The following is a 13,032-nucleotide window of genomic DNA, read 5'->3' as shown; positions in this document are numbered from 1 at the left end:
GCGGCAAGGTGATCCGCGAGATCGTCGCCACCACCGGCGCCAAGGTCGACATCGACGACGAGGGCGTCATCAAGGTGTCGTCGTCCGACCCGGCGCAGATCGAGGCCGCGATCAAGTGGATCAAGGGTCTCGTCGAGGAGGCCGAGGTCGGCAAGGTCTATGACGGCAAGGTCGTCAACATCGTCGATTTCGGCGCGTTCGTGAACTTCATGGGCGGCAAGGACGGGCTCGTCCACGTCTCCGAGATGAAGAACGAGCGGGTCGAGAAGCCGACCGACGTGGTGTCGGAAGGCCAGGCGGTGAAGGTCAAGGTCCTGGAGATCGATCCGCGCGGCAAGGTCCGCCTGTCGATGCGCGTCGTCGATCAGGAGACCGGCGCCGAGCTCGAGGACAGCCGCCCGGCGCGCGAGCCGCGTGAGCGGAGCGGCGGTGACCGTGGCGATCGTGGTCCCAGAGGAGATCGGGGCGGAGATCGGGGCGGCGATCGCGGCCCGCGTCGCGACGGCGGGGACCGTGGTCCACGCCGCGACGGCGAGCGCGGCCCGCGCCGCGAGGGCGGCGACCGCGGTCCGCGGCCCCCGCGTGCCGAGGGCACCCGCGAGGATGGCCCCGCACCGGAGTTCGCCCCGGCATTCCTGACCAACGATCGGGATTGATCGACCACCCGGACGGGTGACGCATTGGGGGCTCGGAACCTGGTTCCGAGCCTCCTTTGCTGCGTCCTTCGCCAATGGCGGGTGCCGCGCCGATATCGACGGCGGGCTCATGCTCGCGACGCAGCGTTCCCTGCCCAAGACGGTCTATTCGAGCCCCCAAAAGCAAGGGCCGCCCCGGTCTCCCGGAACGGCCCCGCCGTGACGAACCTCGATCGTTCGAGCTGACGCCGCCCTCCCGATTGCCTCATCCCGTCAAAGGGATCAGGGCTCGCCGGGATGCTGGCGCAGCCGGCACTATGCTCAGACGTCGTCGCCGAGCGCGCCCTTGACCTTGCCGAGGACCTGCTGGCCCTTGCCCTTCAGCTCCTGGCCGGCGCCTTCCGCCTCGAGCTTGTCGTCCTCGTGCGTGCGCGCGGGATCGCTCGGGTCGCCGGCGACCGCCTGCTTCGCCTTGCCGATCGCTTCGTTGACGTTGCCTTTGATCTTGTCGGTGAGCTCGCCCATGATCTGTCTCCTGTGCTCGCGACCCCTGGGCCGCGGATGACACAGATTATAATCGCTCGGGCCCGGGGGAGGTTCCGCTCAGATCAGGCCGGCGAGCGGGCTCGACGGATCGGCGTAGCGCCGCCGGCCCATGCGCCCGGCGCGATAGGCGAGCCGCCCCGCCTCGATCGCCGCGCGCATCGCGGCCGCCATCATCACCGGGTCCTTCGCCTCGGCGATGGCGGTGTTCATCAGCACGCCGTCGCAGCCCAGCTCCATCGCCACCGCCGCGTCGCTCGCAGTGCCGACACCGGCGTCGACCAGCACCGGCACGCCCGCGCCCTCGACGATCAGCCGGATCGTCACCTGATTCTGGATGCCCAGGCCCGAGCCGATCGGCGCGCCCAGGGGCATGATCGCCACCGCGCCCGCCTCCTCCAGCTGCTTGGCGGCGATCGGATCGTCGACGCAATAGACCATCGGCTCGAAGCCCTCGCGCACCAGCGTCTCGGTCGCCTTCAGCGTCTCGCGCATGTCGGGGTAGAGCGTGCGCGCCTCGCCAAGCACCTCCAGCTTGACGAGGTTCCACCCCCCCGCCTCGCGCGCCAGCCTGAGCGTGCGGACCGCCTCGTCGGCGGTGAAGCAGCCCGCGGTGTTGGGCAGGTAGGTGAAGCGCCGGGGATCGATGAAGTCGGTCAGCATCGGCGCCTTGGGGTCGCTGACGTTCACCCGACGCACCGCCACCGTCACGATCTCCGCCCCCGACGCCTCCAGCGCGGCGGCGTTCTGCGCGAAATCCTTGTACTTGCCCGTGCCCACGATCAGCCGCGAGCGAAAGGTCCGCCCCGCCACCGTCCAGCCGTCGGTATCGATGGCGCCCGCGTGGTCGCCGCCGCCGACGAAATGGACGATCTCCAGGTCGTCGCCGTCCTCCACGCACACCTGCGCCAGTGTCGAGCGCGGCACCACCTCCAGATTGCGCTCGACGGCCACCTTTTCGGGCACCAGCCCCATCTCGGTCGCGAGCTGCGCCAGCGTCAGCCCGGCGGCGACCCGCCGGTGCTCGCCGTTGACGGTGATGGAGACGGTGCCGTCGGTGTGGGACATGGCGAGCCCGGCCTCAGCCAGCGGCGAGCTTCATGAAGGCGGCGCCGGCTGCGAAGAACGCCGAAGCCGCGCCCAGCACCATGAGGATCATTGACCACGGTGCAAGCCGGGTGTCACGCTCGATCTTCGCAGTTTCGGCCCGCATCTTCATTTCTTCGAGCTGCCACCTGTTGAGCTCGCCTTGTATCCTGCTCAGCTCGGCCTGAGACTTGTCGATGCGAGCAATATGTTCGCGAATATCGAGCGAAAACCCGGGATTGTCAGGATAGGTGGCCATGGCTGCACCGCCTCTATAAGTGGCCCGACGTAAATTGCGAGACCCGAATGCCCGACACCGTCTTCGTCCTGAACGGCCCCAACCTCAACCTGCTCGGGACGCGCGAGCCGGAGATCTACGGCTCCGACACGCTGGACGACATCGCCGGGCGGCTCGACGATCGCGCGCGGTCGTTGGGGCTCACGATCGACATGCGGCAGTCGAACCATGAGGGTCACCTGGTCGACTGGCTGCACGAGGCGCAGGCGCGCGCCGCCCGGGCGGTGCTGCTCAACGCGGGCGGCTTCACCCACACCTCGGTCGCGCTGCACGACGCGATCAAGGCGGTGGCGACGCCGGTGATCGAGGTCCACCTCTCCAACCCGCATGCGCGCGAGCCCTTCCGCCACGTCAGCCTGGTCGGCCAGGCGGCGCGCGGCACGATCGCGGGGTTCGGCGCCCTGTCCTACCTGCTCGCGCTTGAAGCCGCCGCGCGCTTCTGACAGGACCCGCGCATGGCAGACCGCACCCTGGACATGGAGCTGATCCGTCAGCTCGCCGAGCTGTTGGACAAGACCAGCCTGACCGAGATCGAGGTGGAGGACGAGGGCGTGCGCATCCGCGTCGCGCGCACCGCCGCGACCGTCACCGCGCCTGCGCCCGCCGTGATCCATCACGCCGCCGCGCTTCCTGTCGCGCCGCCCGACGCTCCCGCACCGGCCGAGACCGGCGCGTCCGCCCCCGCCACACCCGTCGACGCGGTCAAGTCGCCGATGGTCGGGACGGTCTATCTGTCCGGCGAGCCCGGCGCCAAGCCCTTCGTCGCGCCCGGCCAGCGCGTCGCCGCCGGCGACACGCTGCTGATCATCGAGGCGATGAAGGTGCTGAACCCGATCACCGCCCCGTCCGCGGGCACGGTGCGCGCGGTGCTGGTGGCGAACGGCCAGCCGGTGGAGTTCGACCAGCCGCTGGTCGTGCTCGACTGACATGCCCAGGATCCGCAAGCTCCTGATCGCCAATCGCGGCGAGATCGCGCTGCGCATCCACCGCGCGTGCCACGAGATGGGGATCAAGACGGTCGCGGTGCACTCCACCGCCGACAGCGACGCGATGCACGTCCGCCTCGCCGACGAGGCGATCTGCATCGGCCCGCCCGCCGCCGCCGACAGCTATCTCAACATCCCCAACATCATCTCGGCCGCCGAGGTCAGCGGCGCGGACGCGATCCACCCGGGCTATGGCTTCCTGTCGGAAAACGCGCGGTTTGCCGAGATCGTCGAGCTCCACAACCTGATCTTCGTCGGGCCCAAGCCCGAGCACATCCGCACCATGGGCGACAAGGTGGAGGCCAAGCGCACCGCCGGCGCGCTCGGCCTGCCGCTGGTGCCCGGCTCGGACGGCGCGGTCGGCGATCCGGCGGAGGCGCGCGCGATCGCCGCGCGGATCGGCTATCCGGTCATCATCAAGGCGGCGTCGGGCGGCGGCGGCCGCGGCATGAAGGTGTGCGACACGCCCGACCAGCTCGAACCCTTGATGCAGCAGGCGGGCTCGGAGGCGAAGGCGGCGTTCGGCGACGCCACCGTCTATCTGGAGAAGTATCTCGGCAATCCGCGCCACATCGAGTTCCAGGTGTTCGGCGACGGTCGGGGCGCCGCCATCCACCTGGGCGAGCGCGACTGCTCGCTCCAGCGCCGCCACCAGAAGGTGCTGGAGGAGGCCCCCTCCCCCGTCATCACGGCCGAGGAGCGCGCGCACATGGGCGGCGTGGTGGCGAAGGCGATGGCCGACATGGGCTATCGCGGCGCCGGCACGATCGAGTTCCTGTGGGAGAACGGCGCCTTCTACTTCATCGAGATGAACACCCGCCTCCAGGTCGAGCACCCGGTGACGGAGATGATCACCGGCCTCGATCTGGTCCGCGAGCAGATCCGTATCGCCGAGGGCGAGTCCTTGTCCTGCACCCAGGCCGAGGTGCAGTTCCGCGGCCATGCCATCGAGTGCCGCATCAACGCCGAGGACCCGCGCACCTTCGCGCCCTCGCCGGGGCTGGTGAAGCAGTATCACGCGCCCGGCGGCATGCACGTCCGCGTCGATTCGGGGCTCTACGCCGGCTATCGCGTGCCGCCCTATTACGACTCGATGATCGCCAAGCTGATCGTCTACGGCACCACCCGCGAGCGCTGTCTCGCCCGCCTGCGCCGCGCGCTGGAGGAGATCGTGATCGAGGGGCCGACCACCACCATCCCCCTCCACCAGGCGCTGCTCGACGATCCGGAGTTCCAGGCCGGCGAGTATACGATCAAGTGGCTGGAGGCGTGGCTGGCGCGGCAGGACGGCTGAGGCCGGGCTCGCCGTCATGCCGGCCTCGCGCCGGCATCCACCGCCGCTCTTCTTCAACGACCGACTGGCGCCGAACGTCCGGGCAAACTCGGGAATGGACCCAGGCACCGGGCCGGTGTGACGGGGAGCCCGCCCGAACGGGTGCGCGACGTCCTCGAACGACGGCCTTGCCCCCACACCCCGCCGCTGGCACGATCCGGGCCGGCATCTTCGGCGGAGCGGCGGGCATGAAAAAGATCGAGGCGATCATCAAGCCGTTCAAGCTCGACGAGGTGAAGGAGGCGCTGCACGAGATCGGCGTCTCCGGCATCACCGTGCTGGAGGCCCGCGGCTTCGGCCGGCAGAAGGGCCATACCGAGCTGTATCGCGGCGCCGAATACGTCGTCGATTTCCTGCCCAAGGTGAAGCTGGAGGTGGTGGTGGAGGACGGGCTGGCGCAACGCTGCGTCGAGGCCATCGCCGCCGCCGCGCAGACCGGCCGCATCGGCGACGGCAAGATCTTCGTGCTGCCCGTCGAGTCGGCGTTGCGCATCCGCACCGGCGACCGCGACGACGCGGCGATCTGACCCGTTTTCGCAAGGCCGGGCGAAGCTGCACGCCTGGTCAATTCAAGAAAACTCGCTGCGCCGCAATAAAGTGTTGCGACCGACGTTTCGGCTGATAGTCTGTTACCAATCAGTGACGCGGCGCGATCGTGGTCACGGCCGGGAGAGCGTCTGACAGGCTGCCTTCAAGGGGGGAGTCATCGCGATGCGGATCGTCTTACCTGCCACCGCGGCCCTGGCCGGCCTGTCGCTGATTCCACCCGCGGCGGCACAGGACACGGCGCCACCGCCCGCAGTCGCCGTCACCGGCGGCGCGGCGATCGTCACCGACTATCGGTTCCGCGGCCTGTCGCAGACCAACAAGAGCGTGGCCGTCCAGGGCACCGCGACCGTGACCCACAGCTCGGGCTTCTACGCCAGCTTCTGGGGCAGCACGATCGACGATTATATCGCCAACGGCAGCGACGCCGAGCTCGACCTGATCGCGGGCTACAAGCACGCGTTCCACGGCGGCACCACGCTCGACAGCGGCGTCCTCTATTACGTCTATCCGCAGAACAACGGAGCGAATACCGACTTCTTCGAGCCCTACGCCAATGTCAGCCACACGCTGGGGCCGTTCAGCGCCAAGCTGGGCGGCAATTTCGCCTGGAAACAGGCCGGGCTGGCGCTCGACGGCCGCAAGAGCGCGGGTATCTACGGCTATGCCGAGCTCGCCGCCGCTATCCCCAGGACGGGGCTCACGGTCACCGGCCATCTCGGCCACTCGTTCGACCGCAACTACATCACCTTCGGCGAGCGCTACACCGACTGGAGCGTGACCGCCGCCTATACGTGGAAGGCGGTGACGCTGAGCGCGGCCTATGTCGACACCGACAAGGACCTGTTCAGCTACCCCGCCGGCGGCGGCCACAACCGCAACATCAGCAAGGGCGGCGTGGTCGGGTCGATCGGTTTCAGCTTCTAAGCGAGGGGGGAGAGGCATGAAGTTCGTCATCAGCATCATCAAGCCGTTCAAGCTCGACGAGGTCCGGGAGGCGCTGACCGGGATCGGCATCGCCGGGCTCACCGTCACCGAGGTCAAGGGCTTCGGCCGCCAGCAGGGGCAGACCGAGATCTATCGCGGCGCCGAATACGCCACCAACATGGTGCCCAAGATCAAGCTGGAGGTGGCCTGCGCCGACGATCTGGCCGGGCGGGTGGTGGAGACCATCCAGCAGGCCGCCGTCACGGGCTCGATCGGCGACGGCAAGATCTTCGTGCTCGATCTCGGCCAGGCGGTGCGCATCCGCACGGGCGAGACCGACGAGAACGCGTTGTGACAAGGGGGACACTCATGAACCGCCTGACCAAGGCCGGGCTCGCCGTCGCGACGCTCGGCATCGCGGCGCTCGCCGCCCATCCTGCCTTCGCGCAGACGCCGCCGGGCGCCGCCATCCCGGTGGCCACGGTCAACAAGGGCGACAATGCCTGGATGCTGGTCTCCACGCTCTTGGTGCTGATGATGTCGGTCCCGGGCCTGGCGCTGTTCTATGGCGGGCTGGTCCGCTCCAAGAACATGCTGTCGGTGCTCACCCAGGTGCTGATGATCGTCTGCATGGTCGGCGTGATCTGGGTGACATGGGGCTATTCGGAGGCGTTCACCGGCGGCAACCCGTTCTTCGGCGGCCTGTCCAAGGCCTTCCTGAAGGGCGTCGACGCCAACGCGCAGGCCGCCACCTTCTCGAACGGGGTCTATATCCCGGAGCTCACCTACGTCCTGTTCCAGATGACGTTCGCGATGATCACGCCGGCGCTGATCATCGGCAGCTTCGCCGAACGGGTGCGGTTCTCGCCGCTGATGCTGTTCGTCGCGCTCTGGGTGACGCTGGTCTATTTTCCGATCGCGCACATGGTCTGGTATTGGGAAGGGCCGGACGCGCTCGCGAATGCGGCGCTGAAGGGCGGCGCGGCGCTGGACGCGGCCAATGCCGACGCGGGCTGGCTGTTTCAGAAGGGCGCGCTCGATTTCGCCGGCGGCACCGTCGTCCACATCAACGCCGGGATCGCCGGCCTGGTCGGCTGCCTCATCATCGGCAAGCGCATCGGCTATCCGCGCGAGCCGATGCCGCCGCACTCGCTGACCATGACGATGATCGGCGCGTCGCTGCTGTGGGTGGGCTGGTTCGGCTTCAACGCCGGCTCCAACCTGGAGGCGAACGGCGTCACCTCGGTCGCGTTCATGAACACCATGATCGCGACCGCCGCGGCGGCGATGAGCTGGCTGCTGACCGAGCAGGTGGTGAAGGGCAAGCCGTCGCTGCTCGGCGCGGCGTCGGGCGTCGTCGCGGGGCTGGTCGCGGTCACGCCGGCGTCGGGCTATGCGGGGACGATGGGCGCGGTGATCCTGGGCCTGATGGTCTCGCCGATCTGCTTCTTCTTCGTCACCACGGTGAAGTCGAAGTTCGGCTATGACGATTCGCTCGACGTGTTCGGCGTCCACTGCATCGGCGGCATCACCGGCGCGATCATGACCGGCATCCTCGCGGCGCCGAAGTTCGGCGGCCAGGGCATCGCCGACTACACCACCAAGCCGGGCACGATGGTTCCAGGCGAATACCTGATGGGACATCAGGTCTGGGTGCAGTGCGAGGGCGTGCTCACCACGCTCATCTGGTCGGGCGTCGTCTCGGCCATCCTGTATTTCGCGATCGACAAGGTCTGGGGCTTGCGCGTGTCGCCGGAGGTCGAGCATGAGGGGCTCGACATCGGCGAGCATGGCGAACGCGCCTATCACTACTGACGGGTCCGGGGCGGGCCGCGGTCCGCCCCTATTTTCTCGAGGAGCATCGAATGGCGGCGACCGCAGCGGACATCCTGAAGCGCATCAAGGACGAGGAGATCGAGTGGGTCGACCTGCGCTTTACCGATCCCAAGGGCAAATGGCAGCACCTGACGATGGTGTCGGGCGTGGTCGGCGAGGACGAGCTGGATGACGGCTTCATGTTCGACGGCTCGTCGATCGCGGGCTGGAAGGCGATCAACGAGAGCGACATGATCCTGAAGCCGGATCTGGACGCCATCTATGTCGATCCGTTCTCGGCGACGCCGATGCTGATCCTGATCTGCGACATCGTCGAGCCCTCGACCGGCGAGCTCTACGCGCGCGATCCGCGCTCCACCGCCAAGCGCGCCGAGGCCTATCTCGGCCAGACCGGGATCGGCGACACCGTCTATGTCGGCCCCGAGGCCGAGTTCTTCCTGTTCGACGATGTCCGGTTCGAGACCAGCTACGCGACCAGCTATTTCAAGATCGACGACATCGAGCTGCCGACCAATACCAGCCGGGAATATGAGGGCGGCAACCTCGCCCACCGGCCGCGCGCCAAGGGCGGCTACTTCCCGGTCGCCCCGGTCGACTCCGCCGTCGACATCCGCGGCGAGATGGTCTCGACGATGATGGAAATGGGCCTGCCCTGCGACAAGCACCACCATGAGGTGGCCGCCGCGCAGCACGAGCTGGGCCTCACCTTCGGCACGCTGACCCAGACCGCCGATCGCATGCAGGTCTACAAATACGTCGTCCACCAGGTCGCGCACGCTTACGGCAAGACGGCGACCTTCATGCCCAAGCCGATCAAGGAGGACAACGGCTCGGGGATGCACACCCATTTCTCGATCTGGAACGGCGGCGAGCCTAGCTTCGCCGGCAACGGCTATGCCGGCCTCAGCGACATGTGCCTGTTCTTCATCGGCGGGATCATCAAGCACGCCAAGGCGATCAACGCCTTCACCAATCCGTCGACCAACAGCTACAAGCGGCTGGTGCCGGGCTATGAGGCGCCGGTGCTGCTCGCCTATTCGTCGCGCAACCGCTCGGCGTCGTGTCGCATCCCCTACGGGACGGGCGCCAAGTCGAAGCGGGTGGAGGTGCGCTTCCCCGACGCGCTCGCCAATCCGTATCTGGCCTATGCGGCGCTGCTGATGGCCGGCCTCGACGGCATCCAGAACAAGCTCCACCCCGGCGAGGCGATGGACAAGAACCTCTATGACCTGCCCCCCGCCGAGCTCGCCGACGTCCCCACGGTCTGCGCATCGCTGCGCGAGGCGCTGGAAAGCCTGACGGCCGACCACGACTTCCTGCTGCGCGGGGACGTGTTCTCGAAGGATCAGATCGAGGCCTATGTCGAGCTGAAATACGAAGAGGTCGCGCGCTGGGAGATGACGCCCAGCCCGGTCGAATACGACATGTATTACAGCGGCTGACGCCGATCGCGGCGCGGCATCACGCCGCGCCGCACGCCGGTTTCGCCCATCGCCGTCCGGGCGGATGCACAAAAAAGGGGACGCCGCGGCGTCCCCTTTCTCTACCTGTGGAGGCGATCCGTAATCAGTTGCTGTCGCTGTTGTCGTCCGAGGCGACGATCACGACGGCGACGATCACCGCGACGGCGGCCACGATCGCGACGATCAGGCCACCACCGGCAAGCTCGTTGCCGTGCTTGGCGGACGCACCCGAGCGGACCGACTTGGCGACCGACAGGCTCGCGGCCGGGTTAGCCGCCGGCGCGGCGAGCGCAGGAGCGGCCGCCAACGACATGGCGGCGGCGGTCATGATGGCTTTGGCCAGCTTCATTGAAAACTCCCTTTCCTCTCCGACTTCGGCGAGGCCAAAGCACGGCGGCATGGCCGGCGCAACCTAGAACGTTGCTCCCGATCGCCATTTTGCCAAACTGTTGCCCGCGCGCACAGCCGTCCGGCACCCGCCGACCGTTTCGCGGGTTGGACGGATGATGCCCCCCGCCGCCGCCCTCGCCACGACCGACGTCAAGCCATGGACCCCGCGCCGCCTCCTGGTCACCCGCTCGTCGCTGGGCTGGGAGCACGGCCGCGCGATCGTCGCGCGCGCGACGGCGCTGGGCGTGGAGATCATCGAGCAGGGCAACGACCGGCTCGCCTTTGCCTGGCCCGACGATCCCCGCCGCCGCTACGCCGAAGCGAAGCGCACGCTGGCGCTGGTCGTCGCGCCGCCGTCGAAGCGTCGCCTGCAGCCGATCGCGCCGTCGGCCGACTGGCGCGTCGACCTGGCCGAGGGCTGCCCCGCGCATTGCAGCTACTGCTATCTCGCCGGCTCGCTGACCGGCCCGCCGGTGACCCGCGTCTACGCGAACCTGCCGGAGATCCTGGACGAGCTGCCCCGCCATTTGGGCCAGGGCCGCGTCACCTCGCGCTCGCGCGCCCGCGCCGGCGAGGGCACCACCTATGAAGCGTCCTGCTACACCGATCCGCTCGCGCTGGAGCACCTGACGGGCTCGCTCACGGCGCTGATCGACTATGTCGGGGCGTGGGAGGCGGACGCGCAGCTGCGCTTCACCACCAAATTCGCCGCCGTCGCGCCGCTGCTCGAACTGGCGCATGGCGGCAAGACCCGGATGCGGGCCTCGGTGAACCCGGCCCGCTTCGCGCGGTTCGAGGGCGGCACCAGCCCGGTCGCGGCGCGCCTCCGGACGCTCGGGCAAGTCGCGCGCGCCGGCTACAAGGTCGGGCTGACGATCGCGCCGATCATCGCCGCGGAAGGGTGGGAGCAGGCCTATGCCGGCCTCCTCGCCGACGCCGCGGCCGCGCTGGCGGGCGTCGACGGCCTCGACCTGACCGTGGAGCTCATCACGCACCGCTTCACGCCCGGCTCCAAGGCGGTGCTCGACAGCTGGTATCCGGGCTCGGCGCTGGAGATGGATCCCACCGCCCGCGTCGAGAAGCGTACCAAGTTCCGCGGGGTCAAGCACGTCTACCCGGCCGAGACGATGACCGCGCTGCGCCGCTTCTTCGAACGCGAGATCGCCGCGACGCTGCCGGCCGCGCGCATCCTCTATTGGACGTGAGCGTTGGGCGCGCAACAGGATGAAGGAGCCGGTCGTGCACCGATGGAAGCCGCTTGCCGCGATGCTGCCCCCGCTGTCTGCCGCCGCCGCGACTCTCGCGCAGGCGCCGACCGCGCCACCGCCTGGCCCGATCGCCATGGATCGCGTGGAGACGCGCGGCGACGGCCGCCTCACGGTGGTCTCGCCCGCCTTCGCCGCCGGCGGGCCGATCCCGCGCCGCTACACGAAATACGATGACAACGTCTCGCCCCCGCTGGCCTGGCGCGGCGCACCGGCGCGGACGCAGGCCTATGCGCTGATCGTCGACGACCCGGACGGCAGGATCAAGCCGGTGACCCACTGGCTCGTCTGGAACATCGCCACCCCCGGCCTGCCCGAAGGCGTGGCGATCGGACCCGAGACGCCGCCGCCCGTCGCGGCGCGGCAGGGAACGACGACGATGCGCGTCGTCGGCTTCAGCGGCCCGCACCCGCCGATCGGCGACCTGCCGCACCACTATCACTTCCAGGTCTTCGCGCTCGACACGACGCTGTCGGCCCCGGCCGGCGCGGACCGGGAGGCGGTGCTTGCGCAGATGAAGGGTCATGTCCTTGCCCGGGGCGAGCTGGTGGGTGTGTTCGGCCAGACTGCGCCGCCGACTCCGTAAGGAGAACCCGATGCTGGTAGCCCTCCCCGCTGCACGCCTGACGCCGACCATGTCCGCCGGGCGATCCGCGGCCTGCTGCCGGGTCGGCGAGGCGATCGCTCGACCGACTGCAACGACCTGCCGAGGACACCCGCCAGGTTAGCGTGAGCCCGAGGGAGGCTAGGGCAGCAACACCGTGCTCCCCCGGGTCTTCCCCGCCTCCAGCGCCCGATGCGCGTCGGCCGCCTGCTCCAGCGGCCAGCGCTGGCCGATCTCCGGCCGGATCGCTCCCTGCCGCAGCATCGCGAACACCCGGTCGGCGAGCCGCTGCCGGTCGGCGGGCGTGACCGCATAGTCGAACAGCGTCGGCCGCGTGACGAACAGCGAGCCGTGGCGTGCCAGCACGCCCAGATTGACGCCCTCGACCGCGCCGCCGGCATTGCCGTAGCTGACGATCAGCCCGCGTCGCGCCGCGCTCTTCAGCGACACCTCCCACGTCGCCGCGCCGACCCCGTCGAGCACCACCGGCGCGCCCACGCCGCCGGTCAGCTCGCGCACCCGCGCGGCCACGTCGTCGGCGTCGTGCCGCAAGACATGGTCCGCGCCCGCGGCGAGCACCGCATCGGCCTTGGCGGCGGTGCCGACCACGCCGATCACCGTCGCGCCGATCGCCTTCAGCCAGCCGACCAGCAGATGGCCGACGCCGCCCGCCGCGGACCAGACCAGCACCGTCTGGTCTGCCTGCACCCGCGCGCAGTCCTCGACCAGGAACGCCGCCGTCGCGCCCTTGAGCAGGATCGCGGCCGCGGTCTCGTCCTCGACATCGTCGGGCAGGCGCACGAGCGCCTCGGCGGCGACGTTGCGCGCGGTCGCATAGGCGCCCAGCGCCGGCCCCCAGGTCCCCACGCGCGCGCCGACCGGCAGGTCGACGCCCTCGCCCGCGGCCTCGATCACGCCCGCGGCTTCGGCGCCGAGCCCGCTCGGCAGCGTGACCGGATACAGCCCGCTGCGGAAATAGGTGTCGATATAGTTCAGCCCGACGGCGGCGTGCCGCACGCGCACCTCGCCCGGCCCCGGCGGCGGCAGTGCGACGTCGCGCCACCCGATCACTTCCGGCCCGCCCGTCCGCTCGATCACCGCCGCCCGCGCCATCCCGTCA

16 protein-coding genes are annotated in these 13,032 nt (G+C 69.3%); 11 read left to right on the top strand and 5 right to left on the bottom strand.

Going from position 1 to position 13,032, the window contains the following annotated elements:
• Positions 1 to 656, top strand: a 656-nt coding sequence (locus ACFE64_RS04690; RefSeq protein WP_375391299.1) for a S1 RNA-binding domain-containing protein, incomplete at its 5' end; no start/stop codon positions are given.
• Positions 657 to 956: 300 nt separating this feature from the next.
• On the opposite strand, the gene ACFE64_RS04685 is transcribed toward ACFE64_RS04690, so the two are convergent.
• The 3 genes from ACFE64_RS04685 to ACFE64_RS04675 all read right to left on the bottom strand — a co-directional run bounded on the left by ACFE64_RS04685 (position 957) and on the right by ACFE64_RS04675 (position 2,523).
• The gene (locus ACFE64_RS04685; RefSeq protein ID WP_375391298.1) at positions 957 to 1,160 is read right to left on the bottom strand and encodes a CsbD family protein; all 204 of its coding nucleotides are present in this window, start codon (positions 1,158 to 1,160) and stop codon (positions 957 to 959) included.
• 78 nt (positions 1,161 to 1,238) lie between these two features.
• Positions 1,239 to 2,246: a sulfur carrier protein ThiS gene (thiS, locus tag ACFE64_RS04680; protein WP_375391297.1), complete on the bottom strand. Its 1,008-nt coding sequence runs from the start codon at positions 2,244 to 2,246 to the stop codon at positions 1,239 to 1,241.
• Between the two features lie 13 nt (positions 2,247 to 2,259).
• Positions 2,260 to 2,523 (bottom strand): hypothetical protein, encoded by a 264-nt coding sequence (locus tag ACFE64_RS04675; RefSeq protein ID WP_375391296.1) that lies wholly within the window; start codon positions 2,521 to 2,523, stop codon positions 2,260 to 2,262.
• Between the two features lie 47 nt (positions 2,524 to 2,570).
• Here ACFE64_RS04675 and aroQ point away from each other — a divergent pair, with 47 nt between their 5' ends.
• From aroQ to glnA, 8 genes are all read left to right on the top strand, one after another.
• Complete coding sequence (aroQ, locus tag ACFE64_RS04670; protein ID WP_375391295.1) at positions 2,571 to 3,005, top strand: type II 3-dehydroquinate dehydratase; 435 nt, start codon at positions 2,571 to 2,573, stop codon at positions 3,003 to 3,005.
• Positions 3,006 to 3,017: 12 nt separating this feature from the next.
• On the top strand, positions 3,018 to 3,488 hold the full coding sequence (gene accB / locus ACFE64_RS04665) for an acetyl-CoA carboxylase biotin carboxyl carrier protein (RefSeq protein WP_375391294.1): 471 nt from the start codon (positions 3,018 to 3,020) through the stop codon (positions 3,486 to 3,488).
• A gap of 1 nt (position 3,489) precedes the next feature.
• Positions 3,490 to 4,842 carry an acetyl-CoA carboxylase biotin carboxylase subunit gene (gene accC, locus ACFE64_RS04660; RefSeq protein ID WP_375391293.1) on the top strand — a complete coding sequence of 451 codons (1,353 nt, stop codon included), beginning with the start codon at positions 3,490 to 3,492 and terminating at the stop codon, positions 4,840 to 4,842.
• Between the two features lie 227 nt (positions 4,843 to 5,069).
• Positions 5,070 to 5,408, top strand: coding sequence for a P-II family nitrogen regulator (locus tag ACFE64_RS04655; protein WP_375391292.1), 339 nt, complete (start codon positions 5,070 to 5,072; stop codon positions 5,406 to 5,408).
• 184 nt (positions 5,409 to 5,592) lie between these two features.
• On the top strand, positions 5,593 to 6,354 hold the full coding sequence (locus ACFE64_RS04650) for a TorF family putative porin (protein ID WP_375391291.1): 762 nt from the start codon (positions 5,593 to 5,595) through the stop codon (positions 6,352 to 6,354).
• Positions 6,355 to 6,370: 16 nt separating this feature from the next.
• Positions 6,371 to 6,709: a P-II family nitrogen regulator gene (locus ACFE64_RS04645; RefSeq protein WP_375391290.1), complete on the top strand. Its 339-nt coding sequence runs from the start codon at positions 6,371 to 6,373 to the stop codon at positions 6,707 to 6,709.
• A gap of 14 nt (positions 6,710 to 6,723) precedes the next feature.
• Positions 6,724 to 8,169: an ammonium transporter gene (locus ACFE64_RS04640; RefSeq protein ID WP_375391289.1), complete on the top strand. Its 1,446-nt coding sequence runs from the start codon at positions 6,724 to 6,726 to the stop codon at positions 8,167 to 8,169.
• A 50-nt stretch (positions 8,170 to 8,219) separates the two neighbouring features.
• Positions 8,220 to 9,632 carry a type I glutamate--ammonia ligase gene (glnA, locus tag ACFE64_RS04635; RefSeq protein ID WP_375391288.1) on the top strand — a complete coding sequence of 471 codons (1,413 nt, stop codon included), beginning with the start codon at positions 8,220 to 8,222 and terminating at the stop codon, positions 9,630 to 9,632.
• Between the two features lie 124 nt (positions 9,633 to 9,756).
• Here glnA and ACFE64_RS04630 read toward each other — a convergent pair whose 3' ends face one another.
• A complete protein-coding gene (locus ACFE64_RS04630) occupies positions 9,757 to 10,002 on the bottom strand; it encodes a hypothetical protein (RefSeq protein ID WP_375391287.1) in 246 nt (81 codons plus the stop codon).
• A 157-nt stretch (positions 10,003 to 10,159) separates the two neighbouring features.
• On the opposite strand from ACFE64_RS04630, the gene ACFE64_RS04625 reads away from it, so the two are divergent.
• Together ACFE64_RS04625 and ACFE64_RS04620 are read left to right on the top strand one after the other, a co-directional pair.
• Positions 10,160 to 11,248 carry a radical SAM protein gene (locus ACFE64_RS04625; RefSeq protein WP_375391286.1) on the top strand — a complete coding sequence of 363 codons (1,089 nt, stop codon included), beginning with the start codon at positions 10,160 to 10,162 and terminating at the stop codon, positions 11,246 to 11,248.
• 34 nt (positions 11,249 to 11,282) lie between these two features.
• On the top strand, positions 11,283 to 11,894 hold the full coding sequence (locus ACFE64_RS04620; protein WP_375391285.1) for a YbhB/YbcL family Raf kinase inhibitor-like protein: 612 nt from the start codon (positions 11,283 to 11,285) through the stop codon (positions 11,892 to 11,894).
• A 159-nt stretch (positions 11,895 to 12,053) separates the two neighbouring features.
• Here ACFE64_RS04620 and ACFE64_RS04615 read toward each other — a convergent pair whose 3' ends face one another.
• A complete protein-coding gene (locus ACFE64_RS04615) occupies positions 12,054 to 13,025 on the bottom strand; it encodes a quinone oxidoreductase (protein WP_375391284.1) in 972 nt (323 codons plus the stop codon).
• Positions 13,026 to 13,032 lie beyond the last annotated feature (7 nt).

The organism is uncultured Sphingomonas sp., assembly GCF_964250165.1.
GTDB lineage: Bacteria > Pseudomonadota > Alphaproteobacteria > Sphingomonadales > Sphingomonadaceae > Sphingomonas.
The sequence above is the reverse complement of the archived record's forward strand: the minus strand, read 5'-3'. Positions and strand labels throughout refer to the sequence as shown.

Excerpts from the sequence above, each read along its gene's own strand:
- ACFE64_RS04675 (WP_375391296.1), bottom strand. The coding sequence starts at position 2,523 with ATGGCCACCTATCCTGACAATCCCGGGTTTTCGCTCGATATTCGCGAA.
- accC (WP_375391293.1), top strand. The coding sequence starts at position 3,490 with ATGCCCAGGATCCGCAAGCTCCTGATCGCCAATCGCGGCGAGATCGCG.
- ACFE64_RS04685 (WP_375391298.1), bottom strand. The coding sequence starts at position 1,160 with ATGGGCGAGCTCACCGACAAGATCAAAGGCAACGTCAACGAAGCGATC.
- ACFE64_RS04645 (WP_375391290.1), top strand. The coding sequence starts at position 6,371 with ATGAAGTTCGTCATCAGCATCATCAAGCCGTTCAAGCTCGACGAGGTC.
- accB (WP_375391294.1), top strand. The coding sequence starts at position 3,018 with ATGGCAGACCGCACCCTGGACATGGAGCTGATCCGTCAGCTCGCCGAG.
- ACFE64_RS04625 (WP_375391286.1), top strand. The coding sequence starts at position 10,160 with ATGCCCCCCGCCGCCGCCCTCGCCACGACCGACGTCAAGCCATGGACC.
- thiS (WP_375391297.1), bottom strand. The coding sequence starts at position 2,246 with ATGTCCCACACCGACGGCACCGTCTCCATCACCGTCAACGGCGAGCAC.
- ACFE64_RS04650 (WP_375391291.1), top strand. The coding sequence starts at position 5,593 with ATGCGGATCGTCTTACCTGCCACCGCGGCCCTGGCCGGCCTGTCGCTG.
- glnA (WP_375391288.1), top strand. The coding sequence starts at position 8,220 with ATGGCGGCGACCGCAGCGGACATCCTGAAGCGCATCAAGGACGAGGAG.
- ACFE64_RS04630 (WP_375391287.1), bottom strand. The coding sequence starts at position 10,002 with ATGAAGCTGGCCAAAGCCATCATGACCGCCGCCGCCATGTCGTTGGCG.
- ACFE64_RS04640 (WP_375391289.1), top strand. The coding sequence starts at position 6,724 with ATGAACCGCCTGACCAAGGCCGGGCTCGCCGTCGCGACGCTCGGCATC.
- aroQ (WP_375391295.1), top strand. The coding sequence starts at position 2,571 with ATGCCCGACACCGTCTTCGTCCTGAACGGCCCCAACCTCAACCTGCTC.
- ACFE64_RS04615 (WP_375391284.1), bottom strand. The coding sequence starts at position 13,025 with ATGGCGCGGGCGGCGGTGATCGAGCGGACGGGCGGGCCGGAAGTGATC.
- ACFE64_RS04655 (WP_375391292.1), top strand. The coding sequence starts at position 5,070 with ATGAAAAAGATCGAGGCGATCATCAAGCCGTTCAAGCTCGACGAGGTG.